A 23,908-nucleotide genomic window follows, 5' to 3' on the forward strand; every position below is an offset into this window, starting at 1 on the left:
GTGCGGTCAGTGCCAGAGAACGGCGATGCAGATGTTGGCGAGCGTGAAAGCGCCGATGACCCAGATCACCCAGGACGGTGCCGCCGCCTTCTTGCGGAACAGGAAAACGAGCACGGTGATGAGCAGGACGATGGCGAGCTTCGTGCCGATCTTCCCGTTGTTGATCGACCCGCCACCCATCTCGATGAACGCGACGAGCAGGATGCCCGTCACGAGCTGCGTGAGTGCGCCGTGAATCATCGCCGCGATGATGCGGCCCTTTCCTGCGATCGTGTCCTTCACCTGGACGAGCACGCCGCCGAGCAGCGAGGCGAGCCCGACGAAGTGGAGGATGAGGACGATGCCGAAGACGATGGGCGGGATAGTCATGCCCACATCATCCCAGAGGGCTCAGCCGCGCGCGAATCCCGGTCGCACCTCGCCGCACGCGACTCGGCATCCGCCTGTCGCTCAGCGCTGGAAGAACACCACGTACACCCACATCGCGAAGAGCACGACGGAGGCGAGCGCGACGATGGTCAGGAGCACGCGGGGAAAATTGAAGCTCACGGGGCCAGCTTACCGTTCCCGTTGGTGCGGATCTCGGTGAGGTAGGTCTGGTACCCGGCCACGTCGAGGGTGTTGGCGACGGAGTGGATGCGGTCCGGCTCAGCGATCGCGATCATCGCGCCGCCGCCGCCACCGCCCGTCAGTTTGGCACCGAGCGCGCCAGACCTGCGGGCGAGGTCGATGACGGCCTCGAGTTCCGGGCTCGACACCTGCAGCGCATTGAGCAGCCCATGGTTGAGGTTCATGACCTCGCCGAGGGCCGACAGGTCGCCTCGTGTGAGGGCATCCAGACCCGTCATGACGAGCCCGTCGATCTCGTCGAAGATCGCCTCGTAGTGCTGCGGGTTCTTCTGCCAGCCGGCATGCACTCGTCCCACCGTGTCGGCGGTGAGGGATCGAACGCCGGTGAGGCCCACGACGACCGGAATCGATACGGGGGTGCTGATGTCGCGGATCTCGTTGCCGGCATCCGATCGACGAAACAGGATCATCCTCCCGAACGTGGCGACGGTGTTGTCGATCCCGGAGGGAGTGCCGTGTACGAGTCCCTCGCACTCGAATGCGAGTTGGGAGATCGCCTCGTCGGAGACACTGAGCCCGAAGTGGTGCACGATCGCCCGGATGACGGCGACCGCGAGGGCCGCCGATGCGCCGAGGCCGCTGGCCCGCGGAAGCTCGGGGACGACATCGACATGCACGGGAAGGTCGCCCACTCCGAGACGCTGCGCGATGAGCTTCGCGACACGCTCCGCGAGTTGCGCGCCGGCCGGGTTGTGGGCCGCAGGGTCGGAGTCCCAGCCGGTGATCGTGAGTTCGCTGGTGTGCGCCGGCCCCGTGACGTCGGCCCGGATGACGAGGCTGAGCGGTGCGGCGATGGCGTGCCTGCCGTAGACGACGGAGTGTTCGCCGAGCAGGATGATCTTCCCGTAGCCGACGTTCTGGCCGAGGTCGACGCTCGCGGGCCCGAGCGGCATGATGTCGATGGTTCCGGTCGGTGTAGCGCCGCCCTTGAGTGCCTCGATGATCTTCTGCGCCTTCCACACTTTGATGTCGCCGCTGGCGACAAGCCAGTCCACCACATCCTCGAATTGTTCTTCGCTCGCCCCGGCCGCGACGGCGACGCTCCTCGCGTGCAGTCGCATGTGGCCGGGCTGGATGCCCTCCGTCGACAGCGCCTTGAGCGCCGCGAGGTTCTGCGCCAGTCCGACCGCTGCCATGATCTCCGCGAGCTCGCGCGCCGATCGGGTCCCCAGGATGTCATAGGCGATGCGGATGACGGGGTTCGACTCAACCTGGCCACCGACCGTTCCCACCTTGAGCGGCAGTTCGATCTCGCCCACCAGGTTGCCGTCGTCATCCGTGGACCAGCGCGTGAGCGGGCGGTAGGCGCCGGTCGTGGCCGCGAACGCGTGGGCGGCGGCCTCGACCGCCCTCCAGTCGTTCCCCGTGGCGATCGCGACGGCATCGATCCCGTTCATGATGCCCTTGTTGTGCGTCGTGGCGCGATACACGTCGAGTTCGGCGAACTCTCCGGCCAGAACGATGCCGTCCCGCACTGCTTCACCCGAGAAGTGCTCTGTCCCGAGCACCTCCGGCGGCAGGACGCATCGGGCTCTCACCATGGCGCGATCGGTGAGGTTGGAGAGGATGCGCAGAAAGACCCGCCCCCCGCTCAGCTCCTCCAGCACGGGGCCGATCGCCTCGCACATGGTGTTCACCAGATTGGCGCCCATCGCATCCTTGGAGTCGACGATGAGATGGACGACGAGTAGTTCACCGTGGGATGCCGTCTGCCCGCGCCGGTGCACCTCCAGGTCCACCGCCCCGCCGCCGCGCGCCACCATGTTCGGGTGTGTCGCGTTGGCGACCTGAAGGATACGGGACGAGCCGGCGAGGATCCGCTCGGCCGCGGCATCCGCGTCGGCGACATCCAGAATCTGCACCTGCCCGATGATGAGAGGTTCGTCCGCAATACTCGTGAAGCCGCCGGCCTTGCGCACGAGGAGGGCGGCCGAGCTCACCGCGGCGATGATGGATGGCTCTTCGACCACCATGGGGATGAGGTGGTCGCGACCGTTGATGTCGAAGTTCAGGCCGAGGCCCATGGGCATGGAGAACACACCCACGACGTTCTCGGTGAGCCGATCGGCCTTCATCGCCGTGAGAATGTACGAGCCCGTGCTGAGCGACTCGTAGTTCTCCGGTGTGAGGATGCCGCGGTCTCGCAGTTCGCGCAGCCGCTCTTCGACGCTCAGCTGGTAGAAGCGGGGGATGCGGGAGTCCTTCATGCGTCGCCCGTCCGCACTCCGTCGGGGCTGAACGGTGCGGGGATCACGGTGGCTCCGGCTTCGGTGAAGACGGACTGAAGTTGGTCCGTGGAGTCAAGCTTGGCAAAGACTAGGCCGAGGTCGCCACCTCCGGCGCCGCTCGTCTTGAAAACGGCCCCGGATGCTGTGGCGAGTTCCCGCAGTTCGCGGTGCCGTTCGCTGACGATTCCGGCTCCGGCGTGCCGGTCGAGGGTTTCCACCCCGGCGAAGTACTCGGCGGCCAGTTCGAGGAACGAGTCGGCGTCCGCGAGCGCGTCGTCGACTCGCGCCGCGAGCGAGCCGAGACGGTCGAGATCGCGCCGGTGGGCGCGCGGGTCACGCACTGCGAAGTCGGCGACGCGGGACACGAGGTCGACGGTGCTGCTTCCGGAGCCCGTCGTGACGGCGAAGAATCCGAGCCCGTTCGGCCAGCCGCGGGGTGCCGGAGGCTCGCCCCGCGTGTACCGGAGGAGTCCTCCGTACACGCCGGCCGCGACGTCGCCGCCGCTGCCTCGCCCGCCCTGCGCCTCCGTGTGGGCGCGCGAGGCGGTCGCGAAAAGCGCTTCAGGGGTGAGCGGGGGGCCGTACGCGGCCGCGAGCGCTGCCGTGAGCGCGACGGCGACGGCGGCGCTCGAGCCGAGGCCGAGCTTGTGGGAGTCCACGAAGAACGGTGAGCTGTCGATGTCGATGTGCACTGCCGGGCCGGCAGCGGACCGTTCGGCGACGGCCGATCGCACCCGATCGAAGAGTCGGAGCCTCCTGCGAAGCGCGTCCTCGATCCCTTCTGGGAGGGCGCCGCCTTCGCCGAGGTCGAGTCGGTCGATGCCGAGTTGGGGGCTCGTGATGCTCCACGACTCCGAGTCGGTCACGGACACGGAGACCCTGCGCTCGATGGCCGCGAGGAGCGCGGGCGCTCCGTCCAGCACGGCATACTCTCCGACCAGGTACAGCTTGCCCGGCGCCGTGACCGTCACGGTGTTCACGGCACCGCGACCAGGTGGGCCGCGGGGCCGAGGACACTCGTGCGCGTCTCCTGCACGCCCGGCACGAGGGTGAGAGCCGATGCCACGGCAGCGGCATCCGCAGGGAGGCAGAGCGCCTTCACCTGCGGGCCGGCGTCGATCGTGAAATACACCGGCAGGCCGCCGGCGCGCAGCCCGCGTACGGCGTGGATGGCGGACATGGTCGCAGCATTCCAATAGATGAGCGCAGGCCGGGTCGTGAGCATGAGCGAGTGGAGGGCGAGGCAGCTGTGCTCTGCGAGTTCGCCGACCGTCTCGAGGTCGTGGGCGAGGATGGCGGCCCGCATCCGGTCGAGGTCGGCCGGAGCCGATTCGACCCACGCGGGGTAGAACGGAGAGCTCGCGCTCGTGGCCTGCATGCCCACCGTCGAGGAGACAGCCTTCTGCCCCGGATCGGTGATCGCGACGACGACGCTGAGCGGCCAGGCATCACCGTCGAGGAGCGGCTCGGCGAAGGAGTCGTTGCCGTCGGTCGACTCGCCTGCGTGGAGCTCCGCGTATCCGCCGAAGATCGACCTGGCTGCGGATGCCGAACCGCGCCGAGCGAGCACAGACAGTTCGCGCGGGGTCGCCTCGATCCCCGCCGCGGCGGTCGCCGCGACCGCGAGAGCTGCGAACCCGGACGCGGAGGAGGCGAGCCCAGCACCGGTCGGGAAGTTGTTCTCCGACACGACCCTGGCCCGGAGGTCGATCCCGGCGCGTTCGCGCACCAGGTCGAGCACGAGGCCGGCCCTGCCGACCTGCTGTTCGCGGCCATCCAGCCACAACTCGTCCTTCGTGAGCCCGGCATCGAAGGTCACCCTCGTGTCGGTGTGCAGGGCATCGAGTGTGATCGAGATCGATCCGACCGCCGGGATGTTCAGCGCCGCATCGCGCTTTCCCCAATACTTCGCGAGGGCGATATTGCTGTGGGCCTGAGCCGACGCACTGGTGTCACCGCCGTTGGTGTGCTCCACAGTGGTGCTCCGATCCTGTCGGGAACATTTTAGCCGCCCGACTGCTTGCTACAGTCGGTACTGTACCCAAGCGGCCTCGAACGTAAGGAACCGCGTGCTCCCTGGAATCAGCGGAATTTCGCTCTATCTGCCCCCGTACCGCGTCCAACTTCAGGACTGGTGCGCGTGGAATGACGAGTCGTGGGAGAAGACGCGCAGCGTCGTCGGCCGCAGCTTCCGGATGCGCGGGCCGGCCCAGAGCGTGTACACGCTCGCCGCGACCGCCGTGCTGCGTCTCATCGAGGACTACGGGCTCGACCCGCAGCGCGTCGGGATGCTGGCGCTCGGCACGGAATCCAGCAGCGACAACTCTGCGGGGGCGATCATCGTCAAGGGAATGATCAACGACGCCCTCGAGGCGAAGGGGATGTCCCCTCTCGCCCGCGACTGCGAGGTTCCGGAGTTCAAGCACGCCTGTCTCGCCGGGGTGTACGGGCTCAAGGCGGCGCTGCGTTACCTCGCCGCGGATGGTGTCGGCCGGCAGGCGATCGTCGTCTCTTCCGACATCGCCGAGTATGCGCTCGGCAGCACGGGGGAGCCGACGCAGGGTGCCGGGGCGGTCGCCATGCTCGTCGACGGCGATGCGCGACTGCTCGAGGTGGATCTCGCCGCAGGGGGCAGCGACTCCGACTACCGCACGGTCGACTTCCGTAAGCCGTTCGCGCGCTTCCGGCAGCCGCCGCGCGACGACGGCCAGATGCAGGACCTCCCGGTCTTCAACGGTCGGTACTCCACAAGCTGCTACATCGACGCGACGCACCACGCCATGGCGGCCATGCTCGCCAAGCGCGGCGGCCGACCTGTCGACTACTTCACCGAGGTCGACCGCGTCTTCATGCACCGGCCGTACAACCAGATGCCGACGACCGGATGGGTCATGGCCTACCTGTTCGCGCTCGCCGCCGACGATGAGGGACGCGACAGGCTTCGCGAGTACTGCGCGGCATCCGGGGTCGACGCGGATGCCCTTCTCACCGAGCTGGACACCGCCTCGCCCTTCGACGAGTCGATCGTGACCGGTGCGAGCGACGGAGACGTGTTCCCGCTCTCGCGCAAGCTCCGGCAGCACCTGCGCGGGCTCGACCTGTGGCAATCGCTCGTCGTCGACAAGCTGAGCCTCGGCGCGGAGGCCATGCGCGACCTCGGCAACCTCTACTCCGCTGCGCTTCCCGCCTGGCTCGCCTCGGGACTGCGCCAGGCGGCGGATGACGGCCTCGACATCGCAGGCCAGTTTTGGCTCGCGCTCGGCTACGGCAGCGGCGACGCGGCGGAGGCGATCCCGATGCGGGTCGCGACGGGCTGGCAGGAGGCGGCCCGGCGCATCAACTTCGCCGAGGCGCTCGGAAACCCCGTCGACCTCACCGAGGCGCAGTACCTCGCCCTGCACGAGGGCCGCTCGAGCGACCTCATTCCGGTGCCGCCGAGCGGCGAGTTCGTCGTCGAGTCCGTCGGTACCATCGACGGAGCCGACTTCCAGAATCTCGGGGTCGAGTTCTACCGTTACGTGCCTGCCGGGCCGATCCCCGGGGTGCGAGCGTAGCGAGCCTCGAAGGGATCCGCGGATGACCCACGGCACGGCGCACCCGACTGCACGCCGCTATGCGCTCATCGGTGCCGGTCCCAGCGGTCTCGCCGGGGCGCGTAACCTCCTCCGGTTCGGGATCGAGTTCGACGGATTCGAGTCCGCATCCGATGTCGGCGGACTCTGGAACATCGACAACCCGCGCAGCACCATGTACGAGTCCGCGCATCTCATCTCGAGCAGGAGCACGACGGAATTCTCCGAATTCCCGATGCCTCCCGGTACGCCGGACTATCCCGGCCATGCTGACCTGCGCCGCTATTTCGCCGAATTCTCCGACGAGTTCGACCTGCGCAGGCATTTTCGCTTCGAGACGACGGTCACGTCTGTGGTGCCGGTCGACGGCGGCTGGCGGGTGGAGTGGAGCGGCCCGCATGGCGTCGGCAGCGACGTCTACGCCGGTGTGATTCTCGCCAACGGCACCCTGGCCGAGCCGTCGATCCCGAGCTTCCCCGGCACGTTCACGGGAGAACTCCTCCACAGCAGCGACTACAAGTCCGCACGCGTGTTCGAGGGCAAGCGGGTGCTCATCATCGGGGCGGGCAACAGCGGATGCGACATCGCCGTCGACGCCGTGCATCACGCGGCGAGCATCGACCTGAGCGTTCGGCGCGGGTACTACTTCGTGCCGAAGTACCTGTTCGGTCGTCCCGCCGACACGCTCAACCAGGGCAGGCCGCTGCCGGCCAGGATCAAGCAGTGGGTCGACACTCGCGTGCTGCGACTCTTCACCGGCGACCCGGTGAGGTTCGGATTTCCGAAGCCGGACTACCGGATCTACGAGTCGCATCCGATCGTCAACACGCTGGTGCTGCAGCACCTCGGGCAGGGCGACCTGCGCATCCGGCCCGACATCGCCCGCTTCGACGGGGATACGGTGCACTTCGCCGACGGGACGAGCGACGTCTACGACCTCGTCATGCTCGCGACCGGGTACGTCCTGGACTACCCGTTTCTCGACCGGCGCCACCTCAACTGGACCGGAATGGCGCCGAAGCTCTTCCTCAACATTTTCGCGAATGACAAGGGCGAGTCCGCCCCCAACGGGATCTATGTGCTCGGGATGGTCGAGGCATCCGGTCTCGGCTGGCAGGGCCGTTACGAGCAGGCGGAGCTGCTGGCGCGCTACCTCGCGGCGGACGCGTCGGCACAGCGAGAATTCGACGGCCGGCTCGCGAAGAGGTGGCCGGACCTCACCGGCGGATACCATTACCTCGCGCTCGAACGGATGTCGTACTACGTCAACAAGGACGCCTACCGCCGAGAGCTGAAGCAGCAGATCCGCCGACTGAAAGGCGCAGCGTGAACATCGACGACGTCGTCCTCAACTTCAACCCGGGGTCCCTTCTGGCGCTCGACATCGTGATCGCCTTCATCATGTTCGGCATCGCGCTCGCCGTGAAGGTCGAAGACTTCAAGGCCGTCATCACGATGCCGAAGGCGATCACGGTGGCGATCGCGGCGCAGTTCCTGCTGCTGCCGGCCGTGACGTTCGGGCTCACCCTGCTGCTGCAGGTCGGACCGTCGATCGCGCTCGGAATGATCCTCGTCGCCTGTTGCCCGCCGGGGAACATCTCGCAGGTGCTCACCAACCAGGCGCGCGGAAACGTCGCACTCTCCGTGTCCATGACCGCGATCGGCAACGTTCTGGCCATCTTCCTCATGCCGCTCAACTTCGCGCTCTGGGGAAGCCTGCACCCGACGGCGTCGAAGATTCTGGAGTCGGTGCAGCTCGACGCTCTCGACATGCTTCTCAAGATCGTGCTCATCATCGGCCTGCCGTTCGCGCTCGGGATCCTCATCGGCAACCGCTGGCCGGTCTTCATCGCGAAGGTGCAGCCCTGGGTGCGCGGAATCAGCCTCGTCGCCCTGCTCGCCTTCATCGTGTTCGCGCTCGTCGGCAACTGGACCTACTTCATGGCCTACATCGGGGTCGTGCTCCTCGCGGTATTCCTGCACGATGCCGTGGCCCTCGCTCTCGGCTACGCCACCTCGAAGGCGACGCGACTGGATACTCCGAGCACGAAGGCGGTCACCTTCGAGGTCGGCATCCGGAATGCCGGGCTCGGGCTCGGTCTGGTCTTCGCGTTCTTCGACGGTCTCGGCGGCATGGCGATCGTCGCCGGATGGTGGGGGATCTGGGACATCGTGGCCGGCCTCGCCCTCGCCACGGCCTGGTCGCGCTTCACCGTTCGAAAGAACCGGGAGAAGGCCGCAGTACCGGCATGAGTCGGGTCCTGGTCACCGGAGGGAACGGATTCCTCGGCAGTTCCGTCGTCGCCGGTCTCGCTGCCACGACCGGAGTCGACCTCGTCGTGAGCGGTGACGTGAGGCAGCCGACGCGCACGGTCGCCGGCGTCGTCTACGCGCACGTCGACATCACGCAGCCGGAGCAGCTCACGACCACGATGCGCGATCACCGGATCGACTCCGTCGTGCACCTGGCCGCGATCATGAACCCCGGACCGCACATCACGCGCGAGCAGGAATACCGGGTGGATGTGGACGGCACGCGCCACGTGCTGGAGGCGTGCCTTGTGACGGGAGTGCGCCGCATCGTCGTCTCCTCGAGCGGTGCCGCGTACGGCTACCATCGTGACAACCCGGCGTGGATCACGGAGACGGACGCGATCCGGGGCAACCCCGAGTTCGCGTACTCCGATCACAAGCGCATCGTCGAGGGGCTGCTTGCGAGGGCGCGGGAGCAGCATCCGGAGCTGGAGCAGGTCGTGTTCCGCATCGGGACGATCCTCGGCGCCACCGTCGACAACCAGATCACCGCGCTGTTCGAGCGTCGCCGCGTGCTCGCGATCGCCGGATCCGACAGCCCGTTCGTGTTCATCTGGGACGAGGATGTCGTCGCCTGCATGGTGCGTGCTGCCACCGACGGGCCCGCCGGAATCTTCAACCTCGCCGGCGGCGGTGCAGTGACCGTGCGCGAGCTCGCCGGGGTGCTGGGCAAGACGCTCATGGTCCTGCCCGCCTGGCTGCTGACGGCCGCGCTCTCCGTCGCGAAGCCGCTGCGGCTCACCAGGTACGGCCCCGAGCAGGTCGGCTTCCTCCGCTACCGTCCGGTGCTCAGCAACGAGCGGCTCAGAACCGTTTTCGGGTATACGCCGGGCCGGACGAGTCTCGAGGCGCTCGAAGCGTGGAAGGCCGCGCGAGCCGGACGTTAGCCGCGCAGGTCGCGCAGCAGCACAGCCATCTCGAGCGCGGCGGATGCCGCCTCGGCGCCCTTGTCCTCCCTGGACCCAGGCAGACCGGCCCGGTCGATGCCCTGCTGCTCGTCGTCGAGGGTGAGCACCCCGAACCCGACGGGCTTGCCGGTGTCGAGGGCGACGCGGGTGAGCCCATCCGTCGCCGCGTTCGAGACGAAGTCGAAGTGGGGCGTCCCGCCACGGATGATCACGCCGAGCGCGACCACGGCATCCGCCCCCGCCTCGAGCGCGGCCTTGCAGGCGACCGGCAGCTCGAAACTGCCTGGCACCCGCAGCTCGGTGACCTCGGCGCCGGACGTGTCGAGCACGCGGTGCGCTCCCGCCAAGAGGCCTCCCGCGATCGTGTCGTGCCAGCGCCCGGCGACGATCGTGATTTTCAAACCCGTGCCGTCGACGGCCGGGGAGTCGGGGTGGTTCGGGGATCCTGCGCCGCTCATGACGGATGTCCTTCCAGTTCGATGAGGTTCGAGATGTCCGAGGGGATGCGGTGGCCCATCCGGTCGCGCTTGGCGTCGAGGTAGTCCTGGTTGAACTCGCCGACACCGACGAGGAGCGGGACGAGCTCGCTCACGGTCATGCCGTGCGCCTCGAGCTGCTTCGCCTTGTCCGGGTTGTTGGTGAGAAGGCGCACCGAGCCGACGCCGAGGTCCTCGAGGATCGCGACGGCTGCACCGTAGTCGCGAAGGTCCGCCGGGAAACCGAGCGCGAGGTTGGCGTCGAGCGTGTCGAGCCCGCCTTCCTGAAGCTTGTACGCCCGTAGTTTGTTCACGAGACCGATACCGCGACCCTCGTGCCCGCGCAGGTAGACGACGATGCCGCCCTCGCGCTGAATGAGCTCGAGCGACTCGTGCAGCTGCGGCCCGCACTCGCACTTGAGCGAACCGAAGACCTCACCCGTCAGGCACTCCGAATGCACCCGGACAATCGGGTTCTCGCCCGGCTCACCGGCGATGACCGCGACATGATCTGCGCCGGTCATGCGGTCGCGGTACGCGCGGAACCGGAACGCTCCGTACGCGGTCGGCACGGTCGTCTCCACCTCGAACGTCACCCGTGAGGTCTCCGCGATCGGGGGCACCGCGGCATTCGTCTGTGCGGCATCCGTGTTCAGGTAGGCGATCAGATCGGCGATCGTGATGACCGCGACGCCCTCCTGCTCCCCGAACTCGAGAAGATCCGGCAACCGCATCATCTCACCGTCGTCCTGCACGACCTCGCTGATCGCCGCCACCGGGCTGAGGCCGGCAAGCCGCATGAGTTCGACAGCGGCCTCCGTGTGGCCTGCGCGCTCACGGACGCCTCCCACCACGGCGCGCAGCGGCAGGATGTGCCCTGGCCGGATGAGACTCGCCGGTGTCGATGCCGGATCGGCGAGCACACGGAGCGTGTGGGCGCGATCGGCCGCGCTGATCCCGGTGCTGAAGCGGTCGGCGGCATCCACGCTCACCGTGTAGTTCGTGCCGCGGAGGTCCTGGTTGTCTGCCACCATGACGGGCAGTGCGAGACGATCTGCGAGCTCGGCAGGCAGCGGAGCGCACAGGTAGCCGGAGGTGTGGCGCACCATCCAGGCGATCCACTCCTGACTCGCGAGCTCTGCGGAGATGATGACGTCGCCCTCATTCTCGCGGCCCTCGTCGTCGGCCACGAGCACGGGCTTGCCGGCGCGCAGTTCGGCGATCGCCGAAGGGATGTCGGTCAGGCTCATTGCATCGCTCCCGCAGTTCCGGTGACTGTTGTGGGGGAAGCATTCAAGGGGTCGCGGGTTCGGTGGGCATCTTTGGGCACGACCCCTTGAATGCTTCCCCCACGACCACTCATGGTGACCGCGAGCAGGCGCTCGACCTGGCGAGCGAGGATGTCGGTCTCGACGTTGACGAGGTCGCCGGGCTTCTTGACGCCGAGCGTCGTCACGGCGAGCGTCTCGGGGATCAGCGAGACCTCGAACCAGTCGCTCGCGTCGGCACCGTCGCCGTCGCGACCGACCGCGCTCACGGTGAGGGACACGCCGTCGAGGGCGATCGAACCCTTGCGCACGACGAGCGGCGCGAGCTCGGGCGCGAGGGTGAAGCGCACGACCCGCCACGCGCTGCCCTCCTCAATGCTCAGAATGGCAGCCGTGCCGTCGATGTGGCCCTGAACGATGTGTCCGCCGATCCGGTCGCCGACCTTCGCCGCACGCTCGAGGTTGACGCGGTCGCCGGGCTGGGGGTTCTTCAGCGTGCTCATGGCGATCGTCTCGGCCATGACATCCGCCGTGAACCAGTCGGCACCCTGGTCGACGATCGTGAGGCACACGCCGTTGACGGAGATGGAGTCGCCGTGGGCGGCATCCGAGACGGCGAGCGGGGCGCGCACGGTGACCTGGGCGGCATCCGCGGTCGGCCTCCACTCGATGACCTCACCGAGCTCCTCGATGATTCCAGTGAACATGGTTACCCTTCTTCCCGTGGTCGGGCCCGCACGAGGATGTCCTCGCCGACTCGTTCGAACTGCACGATCGTCAACCGTCGTGCGCTGGTGAGTGTTCCGACGCCGAGGTCGGCTGTGGCGAGATTCCCGCCGCCGAGCAGAATCGGTGCCAGATACAGCAGGTATTCGTCGACGAGTCCCTCGGCGATGAAGGCGCTTGCGAGCGTGGGGCCGCCTTCGAGGAGGACGCGCCGGATGCCTCGGGCGAACAGCCCGGAGAGTACTGCGTGGAGGTCGTGCCCGTGCATCGCGATGAGCGGTTGGGGATGATGGAAGATCTGCGCCGTCGCGGGAAGCTCGCGGTCGCCGATCACGACCGGGATCGGTTGGGAAGGCAACAGGCCACCGCGCGTGTCTCGTGCCGTGAGGCTCGGGTCGTCGGCGAGCACCGTCCCCGTGCCGACCATGATGGCGTCCGCAGCAGCTCGTTGCAGATGGACCCGTGCGCGCGCGGCTTCACCGGTGATCCACTGGCTCGTCCCGTCAGCTGCCGCGGCGCGCCCGTCGAGGCTGGAGGCCCACTTGAGTGTCACCCACGGGACGCCACGCCGCATCGCCGTCAGCCACGGATGCATGAGTTCTTCCACCCGTTCGACCTCGACGCCGGCAATCACCTCGACGCCGGCATCCCTCAGCCGGTCTGCTCCGCCCCTCGCCACCGGATTCGGATCGCCAACCGCGTAGACGACGCGGGCGACTCCTGCCGCGATGAGGGCTTCGCTGCACGGTCCGGTGCGGCCGTGATGGTTGCACGGCTCGAGGGTGACGACAGCAGTCGCACCGCGCGCGCCATCAGGAGCGAGCGAGGAGAGCGCATCCACCTCGGCGTGGGGCGTGCCCAGGCCGCGATGCCAACCCTCGGCGATGATCTCGCCCCCGGGGGAAAGGATGACGCAACCGACCTGTGGATTGGCCCCCGTCGCCGGTCCGCGCGCGGCGAGTTCGAGCGCGCGGAGCATCGCGGCGTCGATGGTGGGCGCGGCGATTGCGGTCGCACTCCCGCGCCGTTCGCCCTGCTGCTCCGACATCCGGTTCCTCGTGTCTGCTCACGACGGACTCCGGGAACGCTGGCGCAACGCCAACGCCGTGCACGCTCGCGCGAACACCCGTGCTGCCTTTCATCCGGACTGAGAACCACCAGTGGTTCATAACCGTCGGTCCCGGAATTCCACCGGCTCAACCGCTCTCGGCCTCAGCCGATCGCGGGTCGCGGACTATCACCGCCGGTTCGGACTTTCACCGACCCCGGAGCACGTACTTGATACACATTCTACCAACGTGCTCGTGCCCGGAATATTCCTGCGCATGTGGTGAACGAAAACGAAGGAGAACCGGTGCCGACGCGTCGAAAAGTGCCGCACGGTCGCTAGAGCGACCGATCTCCTTCGAATTCGTTCACGCAGTGCGCCCGGACAGCAGCTGCGGGAGCTCGGTGAGGGTTCGGATTACGGCGACTCCGGATGCCGTGGCCGCTGCGAGATCCTCAGCGCTCGCCGTACCCGCACGGTCGAGCCAGACGCCGGTCAGTCCTGCATTCGCGGCGCCGATCGCATCCGTGTGCAGTCGATCGCCGACATAGGCGGCTGAGCCTGGCTCCACCCCGAACACCGAACAGGCGTGTTCGAAGATGCGGGCATCCGGTTTCGCGAAGTCGAGCTCACCCGACGCGATCAGATGCTCGAACAACCTGTCGAGTCCGACGGCGGTGACCTTGAGCGACTGGTAGTCGAGTTCGCCGTTGGTCACGACACCGAATCGCACGCCAGGGAGGGCCTCGTTCAACGCGTCGAGACAAGGCAGGGTGTCGTCATATAACGCCCAGGCCCTTTCGTACTCCAGGTAGTAGTCGCCATACCAGCCGTCGGCGGCAACGTCATCGAGTTCGATGCCGTAAGGCGCGACGAAGCCTCGCACACGTGCCCGCCGCTGCTCCAGGAAGTCGATGTCGCCTGCGAGATAGCGGTGGTAATGCTCCTCTTCGAGGGCATGCCATCGCGCGAGTTCCGCGGTCTCGTCCGCGTCGGCGAACGCGCCGCCCAGTGCCGAACGGTGCGCCTTGACTCCGAGTCCGACGGCCTCAGTGTGGGCGAAGAGCGTGTCATCCAGGTCGAACAGCACGAGCGAGAACGAAGGAGCGGCGGCGGGTGTCGCACCCTTTTGTGCCGGACGTGACATCATCCGCTCTGATCTCCTTCATTCTCGTTCGGCCAGCCCGGTTTGGGGTCGCGGGTGTCGGATGCCGCGAGTTCAGCCTGCCACGCCCGCGGGTTGGTCGAGCAGGAGGGGCCCGGCGCGAAGCGTGAACGGTTCCATCGCTACGCGCGGGGCAGGAGGCCGATACGGTCGTACACCTTCGCGAGCGTCACGTCGGCGATCTCCGCGGCCCTCGCGGCATTGCCCGCCAGAACACGATCGAGTTCTGCGGGGTCATCGAGGAGTTCGAGGGTGCGCGCGCGGATCGGCCCGAATGTCTCTACCACGACGTCGGCCAGATCCTTCTTGAGGTCGCCGTAACCGCGTCCCGAATATTCGGCCTCGAGCTCCGGAATCGTCTTCCCGGCCAGCACGGAGTAGATGGTCAGCAGGTTCGCGATGCCCGGCTTCTCCCCGCGGTCGAATCGAACCTCGCGCCCGTCATCCGTCACCGCCGCGCGGATCTTCTTCGCCGTCACCGACGGCTCATCCATCAACCACACGACGCCGGACTCCGACGACGCGGACTTGCTCATCTTCGCGGTGGGCTCCTGCAGGTCGTAGATGCGTGCCGTCTCCTTCAGGATGACTGCTTCCGGCACCACGAACGTGGCGCCGAACCGCGAGTTGAATCGCCCGGCGAGGTCGCGCGTGAGTTCGACGTGCTGCCGCTGGTCGTCCCCGACCGGCACCGCCACCGCGTCATACAGCAGGATGTCGGCTGCCATGAGCATCGGGTATGCGAACAGGCCGACCGTCGCACCATCCGTGCCCTGCTTTGCGGATTTGTCCTTGAACTGGGTCATCCGGCTCGCCTCGCCGAATCCGGTGATGGTGTTGAGCACCCAGGCGAGTTCCGGATGCGCGGGCACGTGCGACTGCACGAAGAGGGTCGACTCGGCCGGGTCGATCCCGGCGGCGATGTACTGCGCCGCCGTGCGGCGCGTGTTCTCGCGCAGGAGAGCCGGATCCTGCGGCACCGTGAGCGCGTGCAGGTCGACGATGCAGAACACGGCGTCGTAGCTGGCCTGCAGGTTCTTCCACTGCAGGAGCGCCCCGATGTAGTTGCCGATCTGGAGGCTGTTGGCCGAGGGTTGCATGCCAGAGAACAGGCGGGGCTTCGAAGTCATGGGGCTATTCTCTCAGGTGATCGGGGCCCCTTCGCCGCTCTGTGCCGCGCTCAGAGGTCGTAGTCGACGACGACCGGGGCGTGGTCGGACCAGCGCTCCTCGTAGGATGCCGCCCGGTCGACCACGTAGTCCTTCACTGTCGCCGCGAGCCCCGGCGTGGCCATGTGGTAGTCGATGCGCCATCCGGTGTCATTGACGAACGCCTGGCCGCGAGCGGACCACCAGGTGTACGGCCCCTCGACCTCGCCTGCCCAACGGCGGCCGACATCCACCCAGCCGAACCCCGCGCCGGCGTTGTACTCCGGGTCGTCCTCGGGGCCGAAGAACCGGTCGAAGTATGCGCGCTCCTCTGGCAGGAATCCCGCGGACTTCTGGTTCCCTCGCCAGTTGCGGATGTCGAGCCTACGGTGCCCGACGTTGAAGTCGCCCACGATGACCGAGAGCGGGTTGTGTTCGGCGAGCGCAGGCACCCGCACGAGCATCGCCTCGAGGAACTTGTACTTCTCGACCTGCTTGGGCGTCCCGGCCTCGCCGGAGTTGACGTACGTGCTCACGACGGTGACGACGGAACCGTTCACCTCGTAGTCGGCCTCGAGCCAGCGTCCTGCGCTGTCGAAGTCGTCCGGGCCGAACTCGACCCGGTGGATCGAGGCCTTGTTCCGACTGGCGAGGGCGACGCCGGCGCGGCCCTTCGCGGTTGCCGCGTCATGCAGGATGTCCCACTCCGGCCCGAGGAGTCCGACGACATCGTCCGTCGAGGCTCGCACCTCCTGAAGGGCGAGGATGTCGACCCCGCGCGCGTCCAGCCACGCTCCCATACCGTGCCGGTACGCCGCCCGGATGCCGTTGACATTGACGGACGCGATTCTCAGGGGCTTGGCCATCGCGTCAGTTTACCGATCGCGACCGACACGCCTGCCGGGCATGTGCAGCAGACGGCGGAACCATCCGCGTTGCCTCCTCGCGAGCGCGGCCCGTTCGGCATCCGCCTTCTCCTGCGCGAGGCGCTCCTGCTCTCTGCGCTCGGCGGCGATCTTCGGGTCAGCCGCGATTCCGGCATCGGACATGCCGACAGCGATCCAGCTCGCCCCGAGCAGGATGACGACGCAGATCAGATTGAACCAGATCAGCAGCCCGATGATGATCGCAAAACCGGCCAGGAGCGGGTTCCGGCCGGCACCGCCGAGGAGCAGGCTCCCCAGGACCTTCAGGATCCCGAGGGCGATCGCGCCCAGGAGTGAACCGACGACGAGGCGCCGCATCGGGATCTTCAGCCCGGACAGGACGCGGTACAGCGTCCCGAGCACCACGGTGTCGAGAACGAGCATCAGAACGAGCCCCACGATCCGGCCGAGAACCGTGGACAGCATCGAGTCGTCGCTCAGCCCGAACCAGCCGAGGGCGGTTCCCAGCGCCTGGGTGCTGAAGACCGAGAGCGCAGCTGAGACGATCAGCGCCGCCCCGAACCCGATCATGAGGGCGAAGTCCTTCAGCTTGAGCAGAACGAAGTTCATCCGCTCCCCGGGGAGATTGAAGAGCGCGCGCACGGCGTCCCTGGCGGAGGAGAGCCAGCCGACCGCGGTGAACAGCAATCCGACGGCCGCGATCGCGCCGGTCCACCCCAGGATCTCCGCCTGCATCAACTGCGCGGGGTCGATGACGCCGTCGCGGCCATTCCAGCTGAGAAGGCCGGGAACAGAACGGGCGAGCGTTGTGAAGAACGCCTCGCTGAGTCGGTCGCTTCCCCGAAGGATCAAACCCGCGGAGGCGAATCCCACCCAGATTCCCGCGAACACGGCGAAGATCGACTGGAACGACAAGCCGGCTGCGAGGAGAAAACCTCGTTGGTCAAGGAAGTGGATGAACACCCGAATCGGCCGTAGCGCGCTCACCCAGGCGATCGCCTTCCTAATCCTCTCCACCACTCCAGCCTAGGCAGGTCGGCTCAAGACTCTCGGAAAACTCGACCCGTAGACAGAATCGTCTGGCTAATTTCGAGAAGGAGGGCAATACTGGACGAAGGCTCGTGATATACCGGATGGGAATCGCGACGGATGCGTGCGGGGGTGCGTATGGACCGCTGGAACGGCCCGGAGGACGAAGCTCCGGACCAGGAACTCGTCCTGCGCGCGAGGGAGGGTGACCGCACGGCGTTCGCCGAGCTCTGGGTTCGCCACGCCGGGGCAGGTATCACCGTCGCACGCGGCTTCACCTCCAGTCTGGACGCCGACGACCTCGTCGCTGAGGCGTTCGCCCGCATCTACCAGCGGGTGCTCGATGGAGGGGGGCCGGATGGCGCCTTCCGCCCCTATCTCTACACGACCATCAGGAACCTCGCGAGCCGATGGGGACGCGGGCGGCAGGACATCCAGATCGAGGACATCGAGGACCTTCAGGACGACTCCGTTCCGGATGACCCGTCGACGGTCGCCTTGGACACACGGCTCACCGCCAGGGCATTCACCTCGCTTCCCGAACGCTGGCAATCAGTCCTCTGGTACACCGAGGTCGAAGGCATGAGCCCGCAGGATGTCGCCCCCATTCTCGGCCTGACCGCGAACGGTGTCGCTGCCCTCGCATATCGGGCCAGGGAGGGACTGCGCACGGCGTGGCTGCAGGCTCACGTGTCCCTCGCCGGGTCGACCTCGGATTGCAAGTGGGTGATCAGTCGCCTCGGAGAGAACGCGCGACACACGCTCACACCCCGCGAGCAGCTCCGGATGGACGCCCACACGGCCGAATGCGACAGTTGCGAATCCATCGCGCGGGAGGTCGACGAGGTCGGGTCCGGAATCGCCGTCATCCTTCTCCCGCTGCTTCTCGGTGCGACGGTGGGCGGAAGCCTGCTGTCCATGGTCGGAAACGCGAGCAGCGCGGCGGCGGCTGCCGTGCCCACACTTCCTCCCGCTCTGGCCGCTGGCGGGACCCTTCCCGGCGCGGCGGCCGGAAGCGCGGCAGCGGGCACCGCCGCGGCGGGCGCAGCCGGCGTCGCTTCCTCTGTCTCGGTTCCCGTCCTGATCGGGGCGCTCGCAGCCACGGTCCTCCTCAGCGGCGGGGTCGTCGTGGTGCTTCAGCCGTCCCAGCACGCGCCCACGGCAGAAGTCGTCGCCACTTCCTCGAACTCGGATGGCGCATCCCGGGCAGACGCCGCCCGGCACGCTTCGAGCGACGCTCCCGGATCGGGCGACGGTGCGACCAACGGCGGTGACGGCTCGGTCGGTGGACTCGTGAGCGACATCATCGCGGAGGTGACGGATCCGCTGAAGTCCCTCCTCCCACCCCTGCCGATTGCGCCGATACCGGAGCACACCGCGCCGGACGGGCTCGTCGGGGCTCTCGTCGATCTCGACCTCAACGGACGCGGCATGCCCGGCGCGACCGTGTCGGCGCAGGTTGCCGGCCAGGTCTACACGACAGTCGTCGCGGCGGACGGCACGTGGGCCCTGCGACTGACCGCGCTTCCGGACGGACTCGGACCGATCACGCTCACGCAGAGGCTGACCATCCTGGGGATCAGCGTGCCGCTCGACATTCCCCTCACGCTCCTCTCGGACACCCTGGGAATCACGGTCGAACTCCTCAATTGAAAAGAAGTCCGCACAAGCGCGTCATGATCCGGCAGGTTCGGAGTCTCTCCTCTCAGGAGGGACATCATTTCCACCCTCGGGGGATACAGCGTCGGCGGCACTTCGGGTGAGCCGCCGACGTCTCCTCGTCTGAGTCGGCGGGAGGCTAGGGCTTGCCCCGCATGATGGCCTGCTTGACCTCAGCGATGGCCTGGGTGACCTGGATGCCGCGCGGGCAGGCATCCGTGCAGTTGAAGGTCGTACGGCAGCGCCAGACGCCTTCCTTGTCATTCAGGATGTCCATGCGCACCTGGGCCCCCTCGTCGCGCGAGTCGAAGATGAAGCGGTGCGCGTTCACGATCGCCGCCGGGCCGAAATACTGGCCGTCGGTCCAGAACACCGGGCAGCTCGAGGTGCACGCAGCACACAGGATGCACTTCGTCGTGTCGTCGAAGCGGGCGCGCTCCTCAGGGGACTGCAGGCGCTCCTTGCCGTCCTTCGGCTTGCTCGAGGCCATGAGGAACGGCTGAACATCCCTGAAGCTGTCGAAGAACGGCTCCATGTCGACGATGAGGTCCTTCTCCAGCGGGAGGCCCTTGAGCGCTTCGACGTAGATGGGCTGCGACACGTCGAGGTCTTTGAGCAGCGTCTTGCAGGCGAGCCGATTCCGCCCGTTGATGCGCATGGCATCCGACCCGCACACGCCGTGGGCGCACGAGCGGCGGAAGGCGAGGGAGCCGTCGATCTCCCACTTGATCTTGTGGAGCGCGTCGAGGACGCGGTCGGTCCCGTGCATCTCGAGGTCGTAGTCGACCCAGCGCGGCTCTTCGTCGACCTCCGGGTCGAATCGGCGGACGATCATGGTCACCGTGAACGTCGGAACCGCGTCGTGGGCCCGAGGACCCTTCTTCTCGAGAACGTCGGATGCCATCAGTACTTTCTTTCCGTCGGTGGGTAGTTGGTGACCACAACCGGTTTCCAATCCAGCCGGATGTGGTCGTCCGCCTGCGCGGACTCCGCATCGCCGGTCAGGTAGGCCATCGTGTGGACCATGAGGTTCTTGTCGTCGCGCTTCGGGTAGTCCTCGCGCATGTGCGCGCCGCGGCTCTCCTTGCGATTGCGGGCCGAGTACACGACGACCTCGGCGAGGTCGAGCAGGAAGCCGAGCTCCACCGCTTCGAGGAGATCCGTGTTGAACCGTTTGCCCTTGTCCTGCACCTGGACGTTCCGGTACCGGGCGCGGAGCTTCTTGATGAGGTCGCCGACGTCACGCAGGGACTCGTCCGTGCGGAAGACCTGGGCATTGCGGTCCATGGCCTCCTGAAGCTCCTTGCGGATGACGGCGATCCGTTCGCTGCCGTCCCCGCCGCGCACGTGGTCGAGCAGTCGGCGCACCCCGGCCGTCGGGTCATCCGGGAGGTCGACCCAGTCCGCCGACTTCGCGTACTCGACGGCGTTGTTCCCTGCACGCTTGCCGAACACGTTGATGTCCAGAAGCGAGTTCGTTCCGAGACGGTTCGAGCCGTGGACGCTCACACACGCGCACTCGCCGGCGGCGAAGAGCCCGGGCACCGTCTCGGTGTTCGTGCGCAGCACCTCGGCGTTGTTCGTCGTCGGGATGCCGCCCATCGCGTAGTGCGCGGTCGGCAGCACCGGAACGGGCTCGGTGTACGGCTCGACGCCGAGATAGGTGCGGGCGAACTCGGTGATGTCGGGGAGCTTCGCATCGATCACCGCGGGTTCGAGGTGTGTGATGTCGAGATAGACGTAGTCCTTGTACGGCCCCGCGCCCCTGCCCTCGCGGATCTCCGTGGCCATCGACCGCGCCACGATGTCACGGGGTGCGAGGTCCTTGATGGTCGGGGCGTAGCGCTCCATGAACCGTTCGCCTTCGCTGTTGCGCAGGATCGCACCCTCACCGCGGGCGGCCTCCGAGAGCAGGATGCCGAGGCCGGCGAGACCGGTCGGGTGGAACTGGAAGAACTCCATGTCCTCGAGCGGAAGACCCTTGCGCCAGACGATTCCGACACCGTCGCCGGTGAGCGTGTGCGCGTTCGAGGTGGTCTTGTAGATCTTCCCGAATCCACCCGTCGCGAAGATGATCGACTTGCCCTGGAACACGTGCAGGTCGCCGGTGGCGAGCTCGTAGGCGACGACGCCGGCGGGCCGCTCGACACCATCCACCTCGGTCATGAGGAGGTCGAGCACGTAGAACTCGTTGAAGAAGTTGATCCCGTGCTTGACGCAGTTCTGGTACAGCGTCTGCAGGATCATGTGGCCGGTGCGGTCTGCCGCGTAGCAGGCCCTGCGCACCGGCGCCTTGCCGTGCTCGCGCGTGTGGCCGCCGAACCGACGCTGGTCGATGCGGCCCTCCGGCGTGCGGTTGAAAGGGAGACCCATGTTCTCGAGGTCGATGACCGCGTCGATCGCCTCCTTGGCGAGGATCTCCGCAGCATCCTGGTCGACGAGGTAGTCGCCGCCCTTGACCGTGTCGTAGGTGTGCCACTCCCAGTTGTCCTCTTCGACATTCGCGAGAGCGGCGGCCATGCCGCCCTGCGCTGCTCCCGTGTGGGAGCGCGTCGGGTAGAGCTTGGAGATGACGGCGGTGCTCGCCTTCGGGCCGGCTTCGATCGCCGCGCGCATGCCGGCGCCGCCCGCTCCGACGATGACGATGTCGTGCTTGTGGAAGTGCACCCCGTCGACGATGGTTCCCTGGTCCGTCTCGCTCATCGTCAACCTGCCGTGCAGAAGGACGCGAGGAGGTCGGCCGGGGAGCCTGCGGGGCACGGGTCGAAGGTATAGATCACGAGAGTTCCCAGTATGAGTAGCACGACCGTGGCAGCCAGGATGGCGCCCTTGAGCACGACGCCGACGAGGCGGTTGTGCGCGTAGTCGTTGGTGATGGTCCGCATCCCGTTCGCACCGTGGATGAGCGCGAGCCAGAGAAGCAGGGTGTCCCAGATCTGCCAGAACGGGTTGGAGAGCTTGCCGCCGACGAACGCGAAGTCGAGTGCCTTCACACCGTCGCCCAGCATGAGGTTGACGAAGAGGTGGCCGAAGATCAGCACGACGAGGACGACACCGCTCACGCGCATGTAGATCCAGCCCCACTTCTCCCAGTTGACGCCGCCACGTCGGACGGTGCGGGGTGCACGGGGGGATTCGATGGTGGTGGTCATGGCGGTCACTCGCTGAAGACGTTCATGAGGTGGCGCGGTACGAAACCGATCAGGAGGATGATCCAGAGGATGACGACGATCCACTGGAGGAGCTTCTGGTGCTTCGTCCCCCAGGCCCAGAAGTCGACGAGGATGATCCGCAGTCCGTTGAGGGCGTGCAGGCCGATCGCTGCGACGAGGGCGACCTCGCCCAGACCCATGATCGGGTTCTTATAGGTGCCGATGACCGCGTTGTATGCCTCGGGGCTCACCCTCACGAGTGCGGTGTCCAGAATGTGGACGAGAAGGAAGAAGAAGATGGCAACGCCGGTGATGCGGTGGAGTACCCACGACCACATCCCCACGTTTCCCCGATAGATGGTACCCGCCGGTGCCTTCGGCTTCGTCAGCCGGGGAAGAGGGTACTTGCCTCGTGGCGCCGGAGACGGCACCGTTTCCGCCGATATGCCAGGCACGACCAACCTTCCTGCCGATGTACGGTTCACCTCTGAGAGTAGTTGTTCGCAACTCCCGTCCAGCCAGTCTATTCCCGCGTTCGCTAGTCTGAACGCCATGGCGACACGACCGAATGGCCTCGACCGCTTCTACAGCGTGATTCCCGCCGGCGGTATCGGCTCGCGGCTGTGGCCGCTGTCGCGCGCAGATGCGCCCAAATTCCTGCACGATCTGACCGGTTCAGGCAAGACGCTGTTGCGGGCTACGTGGGAACGCCTCGAGCCGCTCACGGGGCCGGATCGGATCATGGTGGTGACCGGTCGAGCACATCGCGCCGCGGTCGAAGCCCAGTTGCCAGAGCTCACCGACCGCAATGTCGTGCTGGAGAGCGAGCCGAAGGACTCTTCGGCGGCGATCGGGCTGGCGGCCGCCATCCTGCACCACCGCGAGCCCGATGTCATCATCGGCTCCTTCGCCGCCGACCACGTGATCGGGGATGTGCGGGGGTTCCACCGGGCGGTGGGGGAGGCGGTCGTCGCGGCCGAGGAGGGTTACATCGCGACGATCGGCATCACACCGACAGAGCCCGCGATCGGATTCGGCTACATCCACTGCAACGGAAATCTCGGAATCGCCGGCGCGCCGGGGGCGGTGGGTGCGGACCGGTTCGTCGAGAAGCCCGACCTCGAGGTCGCGAAGCGGTATCTGGCCGACGGCAACTACCTGTGGAATGCCGGCATGTTCATCTCGCGCGCCGACCGGCTCCTCGAACAGCTCGGCCACAGCCAGCCGGAACTTCTCGAAGGCCTCACGGAGCTCGCCGAGGCGTGGGACACGGATCGGCGGGGAGCCGTCGTCGACCGGGTGTGGCCGCGACTCGCCAAGATCGCCATCGACTACACGGTCGCCGAACCGGCGGCTGCGGCGGGAAGACTCGCGGTGGTGCCCGGCAGCTTCGACTGGGACGACATCGGGGACTTCGCGGCGATCGCGAAGCTTCACTCGGGTGGGAGGAAGTCCGACCTGGCCATCCTGGGCGAGGGCGCTCGTGTGCTCTCGGATGCGTCGAGCGGCGTCGTCATCAGCCAGAGCGGTCGCCTGATCTCCCTGATCGGGGTGACGGACATCGTCGTCGTCGACACTCCGGATGCTCTTTTGGTGACCACGAGCGCGAATGCGCAGCGTGTCAAGGCGGTCGTCGACGCCCTGAAGGTGTCCGGCCGGGGCGACATCCTCTGACGGTCGCGATTCCTGCTGTTGCAGG

General features: G+C 67.2%; 22 protein-coding genes and 1 riboswitch. Of the genes, 6 read left to right on the top strand and 16 right to left on the bottom strand.

The window, feature by feature from the left end; genetic code table 11:
* Positions 1-6 precede the first annotated feature (6 nt).
* The 4 genes from BKA04_RS09205 to mvaD form a co-directional block, all read right to left on the bottom strand.
* Positions 7-369 carry a hypothetical protein gene (locus tag BKA04_RS09205; protein ID WP_104096145.1) on the bottom strand — a complete coding sequence of 121 codons (363 nt, stop codon included), beginning with the start codon at positions 367-369 and terminating at the stop codon, positions 7-9.
* Positions 370-545: 176 nt separating this feature from the next.
* Positions 546-2,837: a hydroxymethylglutaryl-CoA reductase, degradative gene (locus BKA04_RS09210; RefSeq protein WP_104096146.1), complete on the bottom strand. Its 2,292-nt coding sequence runs from the start codon at positions 2,835-2,837 to the stop codon at positions 546-548.
* On the bottom strand, positions 2,834-3,838 hold the full coding sequence (locus tag BKA04_RS09215; protein WP_167309716.1) for a mevalonate kinase family protein: 1,005 nt from the start codon (positions 3,836-3,838) through the stop codon (positions 2,834-2,836). The genes BKA04_RS09210 and BKA04_RS09215 overlap by 4 nt, the downstream gene beginning before the upstream one ends.
* Complete coding sequence (mvaD, locus tag BKA04_RS09220; protein WP_104096148.1) at positions 3,835-4,833, bottom strand: diphosphomevalonate decarboxylase; 999 nt, start codon at positions 4,831-4,833, stop codon at positions 3,835-3,837. The genes BKA04_RS09215 and mvaD overlap by 4 nt, the downstream gene beginning before the upstream one ends.
* A gap of 94 nt (positions 4,834-4,927) precedes the next feature.
* Between mvaD and BKA04_RS09225 the strand changes: the two genes are divergently transcribed.
* The 4 genes from BKA04_RS09225 to BKA04_RS09240 are packed head-to-tail and all read left to right on the top strand — an operon-like array spanning position 4,928 to position 9,630.
* Entirely contained in the window at positions 4,928-6,412 is a 1,485-nt protein-coding gene (locus tag BKA04_RS09225; protein ID WP_104096149.1) for a hydroxymethylglutaryl-CoA synthase family protein, read from the top strand.
* A 22-nt stretch (positions 6,413-6,434) separates the two neighbouring features.
* Entirely contained in the window at positions 6,435-7,760 is a 1,326-nt protein-coding gene (locus BKA04_RS09230) for a flavin-containing monooxygenase (protein WP_104096150.1), read from the top strand.
* Positions 7,757-8,683, top strand: a complete 927-nt coding sequence (locus tag BKA04_RS09235) for a bile acid:sodium symporter family protein (RefSeq protein WP_104096151.1) — start codon at positions 7,757-7,759, stop codon at positions 8,681-8,683. The genes BKA04_RS09230 and BKA04_RS09235 overlap by 4 nt, the downstream gene beginning before the upstream one ends.
* Positions 8,680-9,630, top strand: coding sequence for an SDR family oxidoreductase (locus BKA04_RS09240; RefSeq protein ID WP_104096152.1), 951 nt, complete (start codon positions 8,680-8,682; stop codon positions 9,628-9,630). Before BKA04_RS09235 ends, BKA04_RS09240 begins: the two co-directional genes overlap by 4 nt.
* Here BKA04_RS09240 and ribH read toward each other — a convergent pair.
* From ribH to BKA04_RS09280, 8 genes are all read right to left on the bottom strand, one after another.
* Positions 9,627-10,109 carry a 6,7-dimethyl-8-ribityllumazine synthase gene (ribH, locus tag BKA04_RS09245; RefSeq protein ID WP_104096153.1) on the bottom strand — a complete coding sequence of 161 codons (483 nt, stop codon included), beginning with the start codon at positions 10,107-10,109 and terminating at the stop codon, positions 9,627-9,629. The two genes, BKA04_RS09240 and ribH, sit on opposite strands and share 4 nt — an antisense overlap.
* Positions 10,106-11,377: a GTP cyclohydrolase II gene (gene ribA, locus BKA04_RS09250; RefSeq protein WP_104096154.1), complete on the bottom strand. Its 1,272-nt coding sequence runs from the start codon at positions 11,375-11,377 to the stop codon at positions 10,106-10,108. Before ribA ends, ribH begins: the two co-directional genes overlap by 4 nt.
* Positions 11,374-12,102 carry a riboflavin synthase gene (locus BKA04_RS09255; RefSeq protein WP_104096155.1) on the bottom strand — a complete coding sequence of 243 codons (729 nt, stop codon included), beginning with the start codon at positions 12,100-12,102 and terminating at the stop codon, positions 11,374-11,376. Before BKA04_RS09255 ends, ribA begins: the two co-directional genes overlap by 4 nt.
* Positions 12,103-12,104: 2 nt before the next feature.
* Positions 12,105-13,169 (bottom strand): bifunctional diaminohydroxyphosphoribosylaminopyrimidine deaminase/5-amino-6-(5-phosphoribosylamino)uracil reductase RibD, encoded by a 1,065-nt coding sequence (ribD, locus tag BKA04_RS09260; RefSeq protein ID WP_232842020.1) that lies wholly within the window; start codon positions 13,167-13,169, stop codon positions 12,105-12,107.
* A gap of 77 nt (positions 13,170-13,246) precedes the next feature.
* Positions 13,247-13,398: riboswitch (FMN riboswitch) on the bottom strand.
* Positions 13,399-13,536: 138 nt separating this feature from the next.
* Positions 13,537-14,319 (bottom strand): HAD family hydrolase, encoded by a 783-nt coding sequence (locus BKA04_RS09265; protein WP_232842021.1) that lies wholly within the window; start codon positions 14,317-14,319, stop codon positions 13,537-13,539.
* A gap of 137 nt (positions 14,320-14,456) precedes the next feature.
* Positions 14,457-15,464, bottom strand: coding sequence for a tryptophan--tRNA ligase (trpS, locus tag BKA04_RS09270; protein ID WP_104096156.1), 1,008 nt, complete (start codon positions 15,462-15,464; stop codon positions 14,457-14,459).
* A gap of 50 nt (positions 15,465-15,514) precedes the next feature.
* Positions 15,515-16,348 carry an exodeoxyribonuclease III gene (locus BKA04_RS09275; protein WP_104096157.1) on the bottom strand — a complete coding sequence of 278 codons (834 nt, stop codon included), beginning with the start codon at positions 16,346-16,348 and terminating at the stop codon, positions 15,515-15,517.
* 9 nt (positions 16,349-16,357) lie between these two features.
* Entirely contained in the window at positions 16,358-17,386 is a 1,029-nt protein-coding gene (locus tag BKA04_RS09280) for a YihY/virulence factor BrkB family protein (RefSeq protein WP_167309717.1), read from the bottom strand.
* A 150-nt stretch (positions 17,387-17,536) separates the two neighbouring features.
* Here BKA04_RS09280 and BKA04_RS09285 point away from each other — a divergent pair, with 150 nt between their 5' ends.
* A complete protein-coding gene (locus BKA04_RS09285; protein ID WP_104096159.1) occupies positions 17,537-19,051 on the top strand; it encodes a sigma-70 family RNA polymerase sigma factor in 1,515 nt (504 codons plus the stop codon).
* Between the two features lie 145 nt (positions 19,052-19,196).
* Here the strand turns inward: BKA04_RS09285 and BKA04_RS09290 are convergent, their stop codons facing one another.
* Genes BKA04_RS09290 through sdhC form a run of 4 tightly spaced genes read right to left on the bottom strand, consistent with a single transcriptional unit; the run spans position 19,197 to position 22,547 of the window.
* Positions 19,197-19,961 carry a succinate dehydrogenase iron-sulfur subunit gene (locus tag BKA04_RS09290; protein WP_104096160.1) on the bottom strand — a complete coding sequence of 255 codons (765 nt, stop codon included), beginning with the start codon at positions 19,959-19,961 and terminating at the stop codon, positions 19,197-19,199.
* Entirely contained in the window at positions 19,961-21,760 is a 1,800-nt protein-coding gene (gene sdhA / locus BKA04_RS09295) for a succinate dehydrogenase flavoprotein subunit (protein ID WP_104096161.1), read from the bottom strand. The genes BKA04_RS09290 and sdhA overlap by 1 nt, the downstream gene beginning before the upstream one ends.
* Positions 21,761-21,762: 2 nt before the next feature.
* Positions 21,763-22,209: a succinate dehydrogenase, hydrophobic membrane anchor protein gene (gene sdhD / locus BKA04_RS09300; RefSeq protein ID WP_104096726.1), complete on the bottom strand. Its 447-nt coding sequence runs from the start codon at positions 22,207-22,209 to the stop codon at positions 21,763-21,765.
* 5 nt (positions 22,210-22,214) lie between these two features.
* Complete coding sequence (sdhC, locus tag BKA04_RS09305) at positions 22,215-22,547, bottom strand: succinate dehydrogenase, cytochrome b556 subunit (protein ID WP_232842073.1); 333 nt, start codon at positions 22,545-22,547, stop codon at positions 22,215-22,217.
* A 214-nt stretch (positions 22,548-22,761) separates the two neighbouring features.
* Between sdhC and BKA04_RS09310 the strand changes: the two genes are divergently transcribed.
* Positions 22,762-23,883, top strand: coding sequence for a mannose-1-phosphate guanylyltransferase (locus BKA04_RS09310; protein WP_104096162.1), 1,122 nt, complete (start codon positions 22,762-22,764; stop codon positions 23,881-23,883).
* The last annotated feature ends 25 nt before the right edge of the window (positions 23,884-23,908 follow it).

This window comes from Terrimesophilobacter mesophilus (assembly GCF_014200375.1).
Taxonomy (GTDB): domain Bacteria; phylum Actinomycetota; class Actinomycetes; order Actinomycetales; family Microbacteriaceae; genus Terrimesophilobacter; species Terrimesophilobacter mesophilus.